Source organism: Nocardia sp. NPDC004168 (genome assembly GCF_040610355.1).
Taxonomy (GTDB): domain Bacteria; phylum Actinomycetota; class Actinomycetes; order Mycobacteriales; family Mycobacteriaceae; genus Nocardia; species Nocardia sichangensis.
Window position 1 is genome coordinate 1 of record NZ_JBEXME010000022.1, and the last position, 14,786, is coordinate 14,786.

Sequence of the window (14,786 nt, forward strand, 5' to 3'; positions counted from 1 at the left end):
TGGCCGACCTGCGCGCGACCCTGGCGGCGGCCTACGGCCCGGACCTGGACAAGATGTTGTCGGTGTGCGCCTACCTGGTCGGTGACGAACTCACCCGAGATCCCGCGGTCGCGCTGAGCCCGCGCGTCGACGTCCTGCCACCCTTCGCGGGCGGCTAGGCGGCGCGTTCACATCCAGCGCCGCCACGACCAGCTGTGCCAGGTGTCGATGAGGTGCGCGGTTTTCGTGAGCGACGACGCTGCACGGCGGCGCTCCTCGCCGGACGCCGAGGTCCCCCCGAAGGGCTAGCGCCACCAGGTGTCCAGCGGCGTCACCGGGACGGTGCGCTTGTGACGGGTGTTGTGGAAGATGCTCTCCAGCCGTTCGGCGACCTCGGGGGTCACCTCCTTGCCCTCCAGGTAGTCGTCGATCTCGCTGTAGCGCAGACCGAGCGCTTCCTCGTCGGGCAGGGCGGGCCGGTCGTCCTCCAGATCGGCGGTGGGCACCTTGGACCAGATGCTCGGGGGCGCGCCGAGTTCCTGGAGCAGGGCGGCGCCCTGGCGCTTGGTCAGACCGGTGAGCGGGGTCAGGTCGACGCCGCCGTCGCCGTACTTGGTGAAGAATCCGGTGACCGCCTCGGCCGCGTGGTCGGTGCCGACCACGAGCAGATTCTCCTGCCCGGCCAGCGCGTACTGGATCACCATGCGTTCGCGCGCTTTGATATTGCCGCGCACGAAGTCACGCAGCTGGTGGACCTGCAAGGCGGACGCCGCCTCGGCGGCCGCGGCGTTCGCGCTGGGCCGGACGTTGACCACGACCTGCCGGTCGGGCCGGATGAACGTCAGGGCGGTGCGCGCGTCGGCCTCGTCGGCCTGGACGCCGTAGGGCAACCGCACGGCGAGGAAGGTCGCGTCCACGCTGTCCGCGCGCAGTTCTTCGGCCGCGAGCTGGCACAACCGGCCCGCGAGAGCGCTGTCCTGTCCGCCGCTGATGCCGAGGACGAAACCTCGTGCGGGAGTCGCGTTCAGATAGTCCTTGAGGAAATCGACCCGGCGGCGGATCTCTTCCTTCGGTTCGATCGTGGGCCGGACGCCCAATTCACTGATGATCTGTGCACGCAGGTTCCCCATGGCGCCCGAGTCTACTGGCGGCTCAGCGGGCGACGACGCGCCGAACGACGAGCTCCCAGTTGTCGCCGATCTGCTCGCGGGTGAAGCCGAGCACTTGCATCTGGTGCATGACCAGCGCCGCGCCGAGCATCGCCAGCAGCCAGTCGGCGACCAGCGCGACCTCCCCGGGCACGTCGGCCTGCCGCAACAGCATCACGACGTGCGCGCGCTGTAGTCCATACGGTCCACCGGAATAGCGTTCGCTCGCCTCGCCGAGCTCGGCGGCGCGGTGTAGCTCGCCTGCCACCTCGATGTCCAGGAGCCTGGCCCGCCCGAAGGCGACCAGTCGTTCCACCGGGGGCGCGCCCGGTCCGAGCGGCGGCGGCCCGAAGATGAACGACTCCTGGTACTTCCGCTCCGAGTGGTCCAGCAGCGCGAGCAGCAGGCCGGATCTGCTTCCGAACCGCCGGAACACCGTGCCCTTGCCGACCCCGGCGCGTTTGGCCAGCGCGTCCATGGTGAGGCTGTCGACGCCTTGCTCTCGCACCAGTTGCTGCGCCGCGTCCAGGAGCAGTTGACGGTTGCGCGCCGCGTCGGCGCGCTCGGCGGGCTCCGAGGTGCCCGGCAATGGCGTGCCGACGTCGAGCAGCCGAGGTGCGCCATCGGTCGACGCGTCCGGTGTGGGGTAGTTCACAGCGCTCACGCAGGCTCCGCGGGAAGTAATCGGACCATGGTCCGGTTAGTGTGTGGTGAACGTACGGACACCACCTCATCAGTACACCAGGAGTCGTCATGAGCCAGACCCGCATTCTCGCACTCGTCGGCAGCCTGCGCGCCGCGTCGGTCAACCGGCGGCTCGCCGAGGCCGCGGCGCACAGCGCGCCGGAGGGTGTCGAGGTCACTCTCTACGAAGGGCTCGCCGACATCCCGTTCTACAACGAGGACATCGATGTCCCCGGCTCCGTCCCCGCGGCCGCTCAGGCGCTGCGCGACGCGGTCGCCGAGGCGGACGGCCTGCTGGTGGTGACCCCGGAATACAACGGCACGCTGTCGGCGGTGCTGAAGAACGCGATCGACTGGGCTTCCCGTCCCTACGGCGCGGGAGCGATCAAGAGCAAGCCCACCGCCGTGGTGAGCGCATCGATCAGCCCGAACGCCGCCCAGTGGGCGCACGGCGACGCGGTCAAGGCGCTGGGCGTGGCGGGCGCGCGGGTGGTCGAGTCCGCGCACCTGCACTTCGGGGTCATCGGCGAGCGGTTCGGCGCCACGCATCCGCGTGACGATGCCGAGGCGCTGACCCAGCTGGCCGGTACGGTGCGCGACTTGGTGGAGGCCACGCGCGGCGAATTGGCGTCGGTGTAAGCTCCTTCTCCGGTCTGAACGAGGGCCATCGCTGCGGGGCGCAGCGGTGGCCCTCTTCGTTTGCCGGAAAGTTTGCTGAAAGTAAGCTGACGCGCCGTGGAGTGATCTGCGCCACTGTTTTGTGTCGGGGTGAATCGAGCGTACTGGTACTTCTCTCGATGGAATTTCATCAATGTGACTCGCTACATGTCGTGTTGTAGGAATCTGTCGGCCACTAGGTGTAGTGTCTTCGGTACTGGAAGACGGCGAGAGACCTCACTCGGCACGAGTCGGCCACAGGTGGCTGATCAGGGGATTCGAGCTCGGATCCAGGAGTTTGCGCAGCATACGTCGGATCGTGAATTGCAACGGATCACAGGCTGTGGATCAGGCACAAGGAGAGAGGGACATCAATGACCGTCACCGTGTACACCAAGCCCGCTTGCGTCCAGTGCAACGCCACCTACAAGGCCCTCGACAAGGCCGGGGTGGACTACGAGGTCATCGACATCTCGGAGAACGACGAGGCGCGTGACTACGTCATGGCACTCGGGTACCTGCAGGCGCCGGTCGTGGTGGCGGGGGACGATCACTGGTCGGGCTTCCGTCCCGACCGCATCAAGTCGCTCGCGACCGTGGCGGCCTGACGCTTCCACCGCTTCCGGTTCATCCGAGGGCGAGCGCTACGGCGCTCCCGAGAAGAGGAAGGCGACCATGTCGGAGACGACGGCGCTGGTCTACTTCTCCAGCGCTTCGGAGAACACGCATCGCTTCGTCGAGAAGCTGGGTCTCCCGGCGACTCGCATACCACTGCACACCGCCGACTCGCTGCGCGTAGACCATCCGTACGTGCTGATCGTCCCCACCTACGGGGGCGGTCGGCACGTACTGGGGGGCGATCGTTCCGACAAGGACTTCGTGCCGAGGCAGGTCGCCAAGTTCCTCAACGACCCGCACAACCGCGCGTTGCTGCGCGGGGTGATCGCGGCGGGCAACACGAACTTCGGCGACACCTTCTGCTACGCGGGCGAGCTCATCGCACGCAAGTGCGGGGTGCCGTACCTGTATCGCTTCGAACTCATGGGAACCGCTGAGGACGTCGAGCGCGTCCGAGAGGGATTGGGATTGTTTTGGCAACAGCAACGACAGCACCGGCCGGAAAGACAGCTCGCTTAGAGCAGCCCCCGGTCCGCGGCGGCGAGGCGGGCGAGGTCCTCGACTACCACGCCCTCAACGCGATGCTGAACCTGTACGGCCCGGACGGGGAGATCCAGTTCGACAAGGACCGTGAGGCCGCCCACCAGTACTTCTTGCAGCACGTCAATCAGAACACCGTCTTCTTCCACAACCTGGACGAGAAGCTGGACTACCTGATCGAGGAGAACTACTACGAGGCCGAGGTTCTCGAGCAGTACAGCCGCGCGTTCATCAAGAAGCTGTTCAAGCAGGCCTACGCCAAGAAGTTCCGGTTCCCCACCTTCCTCGGCGCGTTCAAGTACTACACCTCGTACACGCTGAAGACCTTCGACGGCAAGCGCTACCTGGAGCGGTTCGAGGACCGGGTGTGCATGGTCGCGCTCACGCTCGCCGCCGGTGACGAGGCGCTGGCGGGCCAACTGGTCGACGAGATCATCGAAGGCCGTTTCCAGCCGGCCACCCCGACCTTCCTGAACTCGGGCAAGAAGCAGCGTGGCGAGCCGGTGTCGTGCTTCCTGCTGCGCATCGAGGACAACATGGAGTCGATCGGGCGCTCGATCAACTCCGCGTTGCAGCTGTCCAAGCGCGGCGGCGGAGTGGCGCTGCTACTGAGCAACATTCGCGAGCACGGTGCGCCGATCAAGAAGATCGAGAACCAGAGCTCGGGCGTCATCCCGATCATGAAGCTGCTCGAGGACTCGTTCTCCTACGCCAACCAGCTCGGCGCGCGGCAGGGCGCGGGCGCGGTCTACCTGCACGCGCACCACCCGGACATCTACCGGTTCCTGGACACCAAGCGGGAGAACGCGGACGAGAAGATCCGCATCAAGACGCTCTCGCTGGGCGTGGTCATCCCGGACATCACCTTCGAGCTGGCCAAGAAGAACGAGGACATGTACCTGTTCTCGCCGTACGACGTGGAACGCATCTACGGCAAGCCGTTCGCCGACATCGACGTCACCGAGAAGTACTACGAGATGGTCGACGACAAGCGCATCCGCAAGTCGAAGATCAAGGCGCGCGAGTTCTTCCAGACCATCGCCGAGTTGCAGTTCGAGTCGGGTTATCCGTACATCATGTTCGAGGACACGGTGAACCGGGCAAACCCGATCGCGGGCAAGATCACCCACTCCAACCTGTGCTCGGAGATCCTGCAGGTCTCCACGCCGTCGGAGTTCAACGACGATCTGTCCTATGCCAAGGTGGGCAAGGACATCTCCTGCAACCTCGGGTCGCTGAACATCGCCAAGACGATGGACTCACCCGATTTCGCGCAGACCATCGAGGTGGCCATCCGGGCGCTGACGGCGGTGTCGGACCAGACCCACATCTACTCGGTGCCCTCCATCGAGCAGGGCAACAACCTCTCCCACGCCATCGGCCTCGGGCAGATGAATCTGCACGGCTACCTGGCGCGCGAACGGGTCCACTACGGGTCCGAAGAGGGCATCGACTTCACCGACATCTACTTCTACACCGTGGTCTATCACGCGATCCGGGCGTCGAATCGGATCGCGATCGAGCGCGGTACGTACTTCGGCGGCTTCCCCGAATCGAAGTACGCCAGCGGTGAGTACTTCGACAAGTACACCGATCAGGTGTGGGAGCCGAAGACCGAGCGCGTCCGGCGACTGTTCGCCGACGCGGGCGTGCACATCCCGACCCAGGACGACTGGCGCGAGCTGAAGGCCTCGGTCATGGAGCACGGCATCTACAACCAGAACCTGCAGGCGGTGCCGCCGACCGGATCGATCTCCTACATCAACCACTCCACCAGCTCCATCCACCCGGTGGCGTCGAAGATCGAGATCCGCAAGGAAGGCAAGATCGGGCGCGTCTACTATCCGGCGCCCTACATGACCAACGACAACCTCGAGTACTACGAGGATGCCTACGAGATCGGCTACGAGAAGATCATCGACACCTACGCCGCGGCCACCCAGCACGTGGACCAGGGCCTGTCGCTGACGTTGTTCTTCAAGGACTCCGCCACCACCCGCGATCTCAACCGCGCCCAGATCTACGCCTGGCGCAAGGGCATCAAGACCCTCTACTACATCCGGCTGCGCCAGATGGCCTTGGAGGGAACAGAAGTCGAAGGTTGTGTCTCCTGCATGCTGTAGTTCGGGTTGCGAACAGGGCCTCCGGAAGGGGGCCCTTTTCGCATTCCGCGGCCGCTGAGATCGCGCACTCGCCTACGCTCGAAGCGCAACCCCATCCTGCGCTCTTCCTCGCATCGCGTGCGGTAGGCCGTCAGCGCCTGGAATAAGCTGGGGCAGAAGCGATCCGGTAGTGATGGGAACGACGATGACCGATCTCGGCGGCAATGGGAAGCCGCTCAGGCCGATTCATGACGCGAGTGTGCCGAGCAGCGCTCGAATATACGACTATGTGCTGGGTGGGAAAGACCACTATCAAGTGGATCGGGACGCGGCCGAGAAAGTGATCGCGGCGTTTCCCACCACCAGGGTCGCGGCTCGGCAGAACCGGTCGTTCATGCACCGTGCGGTGAACGCGCTGACCGAGTTGGGCGTGACGCAGTTCCTCGATGTCGGCACCGGCATCCCCACCGAGCCGAACCTGCACCAGGTGGCGCAGGCGCCGACGCCCGAAGCGCGGGTGGTCTACGTGGACAACGACCCGATCGTGCTGACCCATGCCCGCGCCCTGCTCACCGGCACGCCGGAGGGCCGCACCGCGTACGTCGACGCCGACCTGAAGGACCCCGCGGCGATCTTGTCCGCGCCCGAACTCCGCGAGACCCTGGACCTGGAGCGCCCGGTGGCGCTGAGCCTGGTCGCCGTGCTGCATTTCCTGGCCGACGAGCAGGACCCCTACGGGATCGTCGAGACATTGATGGATGCTCTCGCGCCGGGATCGTTCCTCGTGGTCTCGCACATCACCGCCGACCTCGAACCGGAGATGATGACCGACGCACTCGACGTGTACCGGCAGAGCGGGGTCTATGCCCAGACGCGCACGCGGGACGAATTCGCCCGGTTCTTCACCGGGTTGGAACTATTGGACCCGGGAATCGTCGTCACCAATCAATGGCGTCCGCAGGGCGAGTCGCCGTCTTGGCTCGACTCGCAAGTGAACTGCTGGAGCGCGGTCGGCCGTAAGGTGTGGTAGGCGGACCTTCCCGGGGCAGGAATCACGGAGGCTCGGTGCTCGTGAGTCCTGCCCCGCGTGATCAGCTCAGGGCCGGGAGCACTTCGCGTTCGAAGAGTTCGATGCCGGAGGTGTCGTAGGCGGCTTCGGGGAAGTTGAAGATGGCGTAGCCGAGGCCGAGGTCGCGGACCCGGCGCAGGTTCTCGGCGATCTGCTCGGGGGTGCCGGTGGCGGCGCCGCTGTTGTACAGCTGCTCGAAGTAGGACTTGGCCGCGTCGGCGCCGATGACGGGCGTCAGGCGGGCTTTCAGCGCCTCCAGGCGATCCTCTACTTCGGCCTGCGTGGAGCCGATGACGACATTGAAGTTGGAACTGCGGACGATCGCGTCGAAGTCGGTGCCGACGTCGGCGCAGTGCGCGCGCAGCACCTCGGACTTGTGGGTGAACTCATCGGGATTGCCGCTGAAGTTGGTGTACTGGGCGTATTTCGCCGCGATGCGCAGCGTCTTCTTCTCGCCTCCACCAGCGATCCACAGCGGAATCCCGCCCTGCTGGAGGGGAAGCGGGCGCACGATCGCGCCGTCCACCTGGTAGTACTTGCCGTCGAGGGTGGCCGAACCGGTGGTCCACGCCTGCCGGAAGATCTGCACGCCTTCGTCGAGGCGGCCCAGCCGTTCGCCCGCGGACGGGAATCCGTAGCCGTAGGCGCGCCACTCGTGTTCGTACCAGCCACCGCCGATGCCCATCTCGACGCGTCCGCCGGAGATCAGGTCGACCGTCGCGGCCACCTTGGCCAGATAGGCCGGGTTGCGGTAGCTGATCGCGGTACACATCTGGCCCAAGCGGATACGCGAGGTGGTCGCGGCGAACGCCGACATCAGCGACCACGCTTCGTGCGTCGCCTCCTCGGTGGGCACCGGAACGGTGTGGAAGTGGTCGTACACCCACAGCGATTCCCACACCGGGTTCGCATCGGCGCGCTGGGCGAGGTCTCGCATCACCCCCCATTGGTCCGCCGGATCGATGCCCACCAGATCGAGCCGCCAACCCTGCGGGACGAAGATGCCGAAGCGCACGAATATCTCCTTCGTGTGTACCCGAAACGGCCGCGGCGAGCGCCGCGGCCTCTACCTCACTGTTACCATTGCGCCGCGCGCTGGCAACCGTTCGGCGCTCGACGCATCGAATTGATGCGATCGCCCTAACCGAATGGGCCATTCCGGAAGGCTGCTCACCAACAGAATTCGCTGGCGGTAGGCGGGCGAATATCGCACGCTGGAAACGTATGAACGAGGAAAGAAGACATCGGGACAAAGAAACGCAGCCTCGGCTCGGCGTCGATTTCGGCCGGGTCATCCAGGGGGCCGCTCTAGCGCCCGGGGACGAGGACACGGTGTTCCTCTCCGGCGGGCTCGAGGAGGCGCTGCGCACGCCGCCCAGCGTGGGCGCTTTCGAGGTACTGCCGCGCCTGGTCCGGCGGTTCGAGGGGCGCGCCTGGGTGATATCCAAATGTGGCCCGCGGATCGAGCAGCGCACCCGCCAGTGGCTCGATCACCACGACTTCTACGACCGCACCGGGATCGCCCGGGAGAACGTGCGCTTCTGCCGTGCCCGGGCGGACAAGGCGGTGCACTGCGCCGAACTCGGCATCACGCACATGATCGACGATCGCGTCGACGTTCACCGTGCGCTGCGTGAGGTAGTGCCGCATCGATTGCTGTTCGGCGCGCAGTCGGAGCCGGTCCCCGAGTGGGTGCGACACGTCCCGACCTGGGAGGACGCGGAGCGGGCCGTGCTGGAGACGACGGATCGGTTTCCGCGGGCGCACCTGTAGTCCGGTGCGCGGGCCGGGAGCCGGTTTCCGGTTCGAGCGCTTCGGCTCGCGTGCTGTGACCGCACGCAATCGGCCGGGAGCTCGCGCGCCCGGCCGATCGCGTCTGTTCGATCCCTACGCGCCGGTGAACTTCTCTCCGGCGACGGACTTCGACGGCTCACCGTCGACGCCGACCGGGATATCGCCCTCGAGGGTGGTGCGGTACAGCACCCGGGTGACATCGAGGTGGTCCAGATCGCTCGGGGCGAGATGCGCGGTGACCCGGTTGTCCCAGAACGCGATGCTGCCCTTCTGCCAGCGGAAGCGGACCGTGTAGGCGGGGTGGGTGACCTCGTCGAACAGCAGCTTCAACACCGCGTCGCTCTGGTTCGGGGTGAGCCCGACGATCCGGGTGGTGAAGCCTGGGTTGACGAACAGCGCCCGCTCACCGGTCACCGGGTGCACCCGGACGACCGGGTGCTCGGTGACCAGCGGCGCGGCCGCGACCTTCTTCGCGTAGTCGCTGTCGGAGTTCCAGGCCGGCCTGTTGCCGCCGAAGCGGTGCTCGGCGCGCAGCCCTTCGGCGAAGCGCTTGAGCGACTCGGGCAGGTTCTCGTAGGCGGCGACGAGGTTCGTCCAGCCGGTGTCGCCGCCGCGCTCCGGGGCGATCTCGGCGCGCAGGATGGAGGCCGCGGGCGGGTTGATCAGCGCGGAGACATCGGTGTGCCAGTGGTTGGTGTAGCTGTGCTTGCGCACACCGAACCGCTTCTCGTACAGCCGGCTGTCGACCGCGAGGATCTCCGGGTACTCCGTCGGCGCGTCGTCGTCGTACGGGTGCGACGGCGTGACCGCGCCGAAGCGGCGGGAGAAGGCGATCTGCTGTGCGTGATCGATGTGCTGATCGCGGAAGAACAGCACCTTGTAGGTGTGCAGCGCGTCGGTGATGGCCTCGACCTGCTGGTCGGTCAGCGACTCACGGAGATCGACGCCGGAGATCTCGGCGCCGATGTGCCCGGCGACGGGAGCGACGTGCACCGCGCCATCGGTAGCGGTCGAGACGGGGGATTCGTGTACAGCGGTCATCGGAAGAACTCATTTCGGATCAGAGGATCGGGCCGGCGGCAACCGGAGATGCGGGGTCTGCGGCAAGGCGACAAGCGCTGCCGCAGACGCGCATGAAGTCGACGACGCGACGTTTGGTCAGCGCCTGCACGACGACTGCCTTCCGAGCGCGGGGTGGGCGGGCATGGTTATCAGGCGTTCGCCGGGGCGCGCCACCGCGACAGGCGGCGTTCCAGGGCGACCAGCAGGCCGTTGAAGGCGAGGCCGAGCAGCGAGATGGCGAGGATGCCCGCGTACATGTTCGGGATCGCGAAGTTCTGCTGCGCGGCGGTGATCAGATAGCCGAGACCGGCCCTGGCTCCGAACATCTCGGCGGCCAGCAGCACGAGGATCGAGCTGGCGGCGGCCATCCGCAGGCCGGTGAAGATGGACGGCAGCGCCGCGGGCAGGATCACCTTCTGGAACAGCCGCAGCGGCGAGAAACCGAGGGAGGCGGCCGATTTGACGAGCAGCGGATCGACGGTGCGCACGCCGGTGATGGTGTTCAGCAGAATCGGGAAGAAGCTCGCGTAGACGACGATGGCGACCTTCGAGGTCTCGCCGATGCCCAGGATCAGCAGGAACACCGGCAGCAACGCCAGCGCCGCGGTGTTGCGGAACAGTTCGAGAATCGGGTTCAGGAAGTCCGCGACCGGCTTGTACCAGGCGATCGCGATGCCCACCGGAATGCCGGCTACCAACGCGAGCGAGTACCCGGCCAGCGAACGGTTCAGGCTCGCGGAGATGTGGGTCCACATCTCCCCGCTGGCCACCAGGTCGGCGAACGCCTGGGCGACCACCGAGAACGGCGGCAGGAATACCTCGTCCACCAGTCCGAGGGTCGGGGCGAGCTGCCACAGCAGCAGGAACAGGGCGATGACGACGGTCGGTTTGAACACCCGCCAGGCCAACCGGCTCACCGCGCGGATGGCTTGTGTTCCGGCGGAGGGCGCGGTCTCGGCCCTGCGCACCTGGGCAGGCCGGGCCTGCGCGGCCGCGCTCTCCCGTACCGGCCGCTCGCTCAGCTGAATGGCACTAGACATTGGCCGTCCTCTCGGTGGTGGATTCGACGTCGGCCGTGTGGTCGGACAAGGACTTCAGTTCCAGGCTCGCGGCCCGCTGGACCTCGCTGTGCAGCAGCGTCCAGATCTCGTGGCGGTAATCCCGGAAGCGTTCGGAGGAGCGGATGTCGTCGTCGGTTTCCCGGTCGATCTCGACGTCGACGATGGCCTTGATCCGCCCGGGTCGTGAGGTCAGCACGGCCACCCGCTGGCCCAGGTACACCGCCTCATCGATGCCGTGGGTGATGAACAGGACGGTCTTGCCGGTGGCCCGCCAGATGCGCAACAGTTCGTCCTGCAACGACTCCCGGGTCTGCGCGTCGAGCGCGGCGAACGGCTCGTCCATCAGCAGCACCTCGGGATCGAACGCGAGACTGCGCGCGATCGCGACGCGCTGTTTCATGCCGCCGGACAGCTCGTGCGGGTAGCGGTCGCCGAAACCGGCTAGCCCGACCAGCTCCAGATAGTGCTCGGCGAGTTCGCGGCGCGCCTTGCGTCGTAAACCCTTGGCCTCCAGCCCGAATTCGATGTTGGATCGGGCCGTCCGCCATGGCAGCAGCGCGTACTGCTGGAAGACGACGCCGCGATCCAGGCCGGGGCCGGTGATCGGCTTGCCGTCCAGCAGGATCTCACCGGAGCTGGGCTTGCTCAGCCCGCCCAGCAGGTCCAGCAGCGTGGACTTGCCCGAACCACTCGGGCCGACCAGCACCAGGAATTCGCCCTCGCGCAGCTCCAGCGAGATGTCGTCGAGCGCGGTGAATCGCTCGTGCGAGCCGCGCACCGCGAACTGCTTGCTCACTCCGGTGAGCGACAGTTTCGTCGCCGTCGTGGTCATTTCGCGGCCACCACCTCTCCGGTCGGCCCGGCCTCCGGCTTGTACTTGCCGTTGGCGTAGGGGTTGAACTTGTTGGTGAACAGATCCGCTGCCTTCAACTTGCCGTTCGGCAGTTCGCCGTTGCGCACCAGCCAGTCGATCCAGATCTGCAGTTCCTTGTCCGCGACCACCGCACCCGGCACCGGGATTCCGGAGCTGAGCCAGTACGGCACCAAGTTGGTGTTCTCGTTGCGGCCGCGCTTGTTGATGATCTGGGTGAACCGCTCGCGCACCTGCTCGCGGGGCGTCACCTGGAGCCAGCGGATAGCGCGTGCGGTGCCCTGCACGAAGTCCTCCACCGCTTCGGGATTCTTGGCGATGTAGTCGTTGCGGAAGACATAGGTGCCGTAGTCGAACGTGCCGAAGATGGCTTTGTCGGTGTAGAGCGGGTGGATGCCGCCGCGCTGGAGGGCGGTGTCCCGGAAGACGCTACCCAAGGCCGCGACGTCGACCTGTCCCTTGCGCAGCGCCTCCTCGGTGTTGGCCGGCGGCACGACGATCAGTTGCACCTGCTTGATCTCGTCCTCGGTCAGGCCTTGCTGATGCAGCCACTCCCTGGTGATGAATTCGTGGTGCGCGCCGAGGGTGTTGACCGCGACCTTCTTACCGATCAGATCGCGCGGCGAGTTGATGCCGGAATCGTCACGCACGTAGTAACCGGTGAACGATTGCTCGTCCGCGCCATAGGAACTGAGCACGGAGGTGACCTTCGCGCCGCCCGCGATCAGCTTGACCACCGCGCCGTTGAACGCGCTGCCGAACTCGACTTGGTTCGTCGCCGCGGCCTGGATGTTGGCGGGGCCACTGGTGGTGTCGCCTTCCCAATGCAGGCTGACCTTGCTGAAATAGCCTAGGTCGTCGGCCAATTCGAAGGCGCTCACCTGCCCGGTGGAGCCTTGGTAGCGCAGCACGGTCTTGCCGTCCGCGGTCTTGGCGGGTGCGGACTCGCCGCAGCCGGTGAGCACGGACAGCCCGGTGAGCACCGCTACGGCGGCGGAGAGAGCGCGGGCGACGCGCCGGGACGAGGTGGGGAAAGGCATTGTTGTTCTTTCGAAGACGAGAAGACGCCGTGCGATTCGACGCTCGGCGTCCGGAGACACCACAGCGGGAGCGATGCGGCGGTGGACGACCGTGCGGGATCCGGTCGGAAACGAGGGCCGCGTTGCCTCAGCGGCAACAGATTCCGTGCGGAACGCGCATGAAGTCGACCGCGCGACGGCGGATCAGGGCGGTGGCTGTCGACACTTCGAAACTTTCGTGAGCTGTACTGGTGCCTGCGTGCGCCGATGTGATTCGGCACTTGCCTGGCAAACACTGTCCCGGTTCCCAAGCATGGGAGCAACAGTTCGACGCCGACTGCGTATAACCCTGTTTTACGGCGGCCGATGGACTACGAAGGGGTCAGGCTGACGCGCGGTAACGCATCGCCCGGTTCCGGTCGTCCCGGCGGTCGTCGCTTGCGCTGCGGACGAGTCGCGTCGCGGTTTCCCGGTGCGGAGGTCTCGTATGACGCGCGGACCCCGGTGTGAAGCGGCTTCGGTCACAACACCCTGTCGTAAGGTGATCATCGTCGCCGAAGCGATGTAAGCTGCACGAGGACATTTTCGTGTCCGTGAGATGTTGATCCGAACGGTGCGGATATCCGAGTTCCGCGGCGGCGACGAGAGGGAGGTGGGGTAGCGATGCGCAGCGAACCTCCCAGTCGAAGGCCGCGCGGCGCCGCCCCTTCGCATTCCTAGTCAGGTCGCGACGGCAGGGGCCGGCGCCCGCGGTGTGAATTTCGAGCTCTCCGTTCACTCACGCATGTGCTGAGGTCCTCTCATGTCGCAGACCGACATCATCGAAGTACGTCCGACGCTGTCCGAATCCCTCCAGGACATCGTCGAAACCCGCCGCGTGGACGCCGCGCTGGACTGGCTCGGCAACCACCCGCCGCACGTCATCGCCGATCAACTCGCCCGGATGGATGCCGTGCGGGCCGGGATGGCGTTCCGCCTGCTCGACAAAGACTTGGCGCTGGCCGTCTTCGAGGAACTCGAGCCGGTGGACCAGCAGCAGATCCTGCAGGGGCTGCGCGATCAGAGCTTCCGCGACCTGGTCGAGGGCATGGCGCCCGACGATCGCGCCCGCATGCTGCGCGAGGCGCCCGCCAAGGTCGCCAAGAAGGCGCTGGCCGGGCTGAGCCCGCGCGAGCGGCGGATGACTGCGAGCCTGCTCGGCTACCCGGAGGGCTCGGCGGGGCAGTACATGACGCCTGAGGTGGTGGCGCTGCCGCGCGACCTCACGGTGGCCGAGGCGCTCGGCATGGTGCGGGCCAAGGGCGGCAACGCCGAGACGGTGTACACGCTGCCGGTCGTCGACGCGGGCAGGCGGCTGACCGGCATCGTCGAGCTGCGCGAACTGGTGCTCAGCAAGCCGGAGACGATGGTGTCGGAGCTGGTCGTCACCGAGCCCGCCTTCGCGCGCGCCACCGACGCCGCGGAGAAGGCGGCCCGCTTGATGCGCGAGACCAACGACATCAACCTGCCGGTGGTGGACAGCGAGGACCGGCTGGTCGGCCTGCTGACCATCGATGACGCGGTCGAGGTGATCGAGGCCGCCGACAGCGAGGACGTCGCGTTGCAGGCGGGGTCCGCGCCGTGGGAAGGCCACTACATGGCCGCCGGGGTGTTCCAGCTGGCCCGCTACCGCGCGCTGTGGCTGCTGCTGTTGCTGTTCGCGGCGACCCTCACGGTGAGCGTGACGGACTTCTTCGAGGGCACTTTGCAGCAGGCGGCGCATCTGGCGCTGTTCATCCCGCTGCTGATCGGCGCGGGCGGCAACGCGGGCGCGCAGGCCGCCACCGCCTGCGTGCGCGCGGTGGCGGTCGGCGAGGTCCGGGTGTCGGACCTGTTCCGGGTGATCTGGCGGGAATGCCGGGTAGGCCTGGTGCTGGGATCACTGCTGGCGTCCGTCGGCCTGGCCATCGGGGCCTTGTTCGTCGGTCCGCGCATCGCACTGGTCGTCGGGATCACACTGGTCCTGATCTGCGGCTGGGCCGCCACCATCGGCGGCACCATGCCCCTGCTGGCCAAGAAACTGCGCATCGACCCCGCGGTCGTCTCCGCCCCGATGGTCACCACCCTGGTCGACGCCACCGGTCTGATCATCTACTTCACGACAGCCAAACTGGTCCTCGGTATCTGAGGGCGCGGTGTGCTC

General features: G+C 66.6%; 14 protein-coding genes. 7 read left to right on the top strand and 7 right to left on the bottom strand.

Features of this window, described 5'->3' with window-relative positions; translation table 11 throughout:
* Positions 1–284: 284 nt before the first annotated feature.
* Both nadE and ABZW96_RS28690 read right to left on the bottom strand, forming a co-directional pair.
* Positions 285–1,109, bottom strand: coding sequence for an ammonia-dependent NAD(+) synthetase (nadE, locus tag ABZW96_RS28685; protein ID WP_355078740.1), 825 nt, complete (start codon positions 1,107–1,109; stop codon positions 285–287).
* 22 nt (positions 1,110–1,131) lie between these two features.
* A complete protein-coding gene (locus ABZW96_RS28690; protein WP_355078829.1) occupies positions 1,132–1,737 on the bottom strand; it encodes a helix-turn-helix domain-containing protein in 606 nt (201 codons plus the stop codon).
* A 143-nt stretch (positions 1,738–1,880) separates the two neighbouring features.
* Between ABZW96_RS28690 and ABZW96_RS28695 the strand changes: the two genes are divergently transcribed.
* The 5 genes from ABZW96_RS28695 (at position 1,881) to ABZW96_RS28715 (ending at position 6,758) form a co-directional block, all read left to right on the top strand.
* On the top strand, positions 1,881–2,450 hold the full coding sequence (locus tag ABZW96_RS28695; RefSeq protein ID WP_355078741.1) for an NAD(P)H-dependent oxidoreductase: 570 nt from the start codon (positions 1,881–1,883) through the stop codon (positions 2,448–2,450).
* A 392-nt stretch (positions 2,451–2,842) separates the two neighbouring features.
* Positions 2,843–3,076 (top strand): redoxin NrdH, encoded by a 234-nt coding sequence (locus ABZW96_RS28700; protein ID WP_039799742.1) that lies wholly within the window; start codon positions 2,843–2,845, stop codon positions 3,074–3,076.
* A 67-nt stretch (positions 3,077–3,143) separates the two neighbouring features.
* Positions 3,144–3,605 (top strand): class Ib ribonucleoside-diphosphate reductase assembly flavoprotein NrdI, encoded by a 462-nt coding sequence (gene nrdI, locus ABZW96_RS28705; protein ID WP_355078742.1) that lies wholly within the window; start codon positions 3,144–3,146, stop codon positions 3,603–3,605.
* A 62-nt stretch (positions 3,606–3,667) separates the two neighbouring features.
* Positions 3,668–5,749, top strand: a complete 2,082-nt coding sequence (nrdE, locus tag ABZW96_RS28710) for a class 1b ribonucleoside-diphosphate reductase subunit alpha (RefSeq protein ID WP_355078830.1) — start codon at positions 3,668–3,670, stop codon at positions 5,747–5,749.
* 184 nt (positions 5,750–5,933) lie between these two features.
* Positions 5,934–6,758: an SAM-dependent methyltransferase gene (locus tag ABZW96_RS28715; RefSeq protein WP_355078743.1), complete on the top strand. Its 825-nt coding sequence runs from the start codon at positions 5,934–5,936 to the stop codon at positions 6,756–6,758.
* A 61-nt stretch (positions 6,759–6,819) separates the two neighbouring features.
* On the opposite strand, the gene ABZW96_RS28720 is transcribed toward ABZW96_RS28715, so the two are convergent.
* Complete coding sequence (locus tag ABZW96_RS28720) at positions 6,820–7,812, bottom strand: LLM class F420-dependent oxidoreductase (RefSeq protein ID WP_355078744.1); 993 nt, start codon at positions 7,810–7,812, stop codon at positions 6,820–6,822.
* 209 nt (positions 7,813–8,021) lie between these two features.
* Between ABZW96_RS28720 and ABZW96_RS28725 the strand changes: the two genes are divergently transcribed.
* Positions 8,022–8,570 carry a hypothetical protein gene (locus ABZW96_RS28725; RefSeq protein WP_355078745.1) on the top strand — a complete coding sequence of 183 codons (549 nt, stop codon included), beginning with the start codon at positions 8,022–8,024 and terminating at the stop codon, positions 8,568–8,570.
* A gap of 114 nt (positions 8,571–8,684) precedes the next feature.
* Here the strand turns inward: ABZW96_RS28725 and ABZW96_RS28730 are convergent, their stop codons facing one another.
* The 4 genes from ABZW96_RS28730 to ABZW96_RS28745 form a co-directional block, all read right to left on the bottom strand.
* Entirely contained in the window at positions 8,685–9,632 is a 948-nt protein-coding gene (locus ABZW96_RS28730) for a TauD/TfdA family dioxygenase (RefSeq protein WP_355078746.1), read from the bottom strand.
* Positions 9,633–9,802: 170 nt separating this feature from the next.
* Positions 9,803–10,693 (bottom strand): ABC transporter permease, encoded by an 891-nt coding sequence (locus ABZW96_RS28735; protein ID WP_355078747.1) that lies wholly within the window; start codon positions 10,691–10,693, stop codon positions 9,803–9,805.
* Positions 10,686–11,546, bottom strand: coding sequence for an ABC transporter ATP-binding protein (locus ABZW96_RS28740; RefSeq protein ID WP_355078748.1), 861 nt, complete (start codon positions 11,544–11,546; stop codon positions 10,686–10,688). The genes ABZW96_RS28735 and ABZW96_RS28740 overlap by 8 nt, the downstream gene beginning before the upstream one ends.
* Positions 11,543–12,625, bottom strand: a complete 1,083-nt coding sequence (locus ABZW96_RS28745; protein ID WP_355078749.1) for an ABC transporter substrate-binding protein — start codon at positions 12,623–12,625, stop codon at positions 11,543–11,545. The genes ABZW96_RS28740 and ABZW96_RS28745 overlap by 4 nt, the downstream gene beginning before the upstream one ends.
* A gap of 781 nt (positions 12,626–13,406) precedes the next feature.
* Here ABZW96_RS28745 and mgtE point away from each other — a divergent pair.
* Complete coding sequence (gene mgtE, locus ABZW96_RS28750; protein WP_355078750.1) at positions 13,407–14,771, top strand: magnesium transporter; 1,365 nt, start codon at positions 13,407–13,409, stop codon at positions 14,769–14,771.
* Positions 14,772–14,786 lie beyond the last annotated feature (15 nt).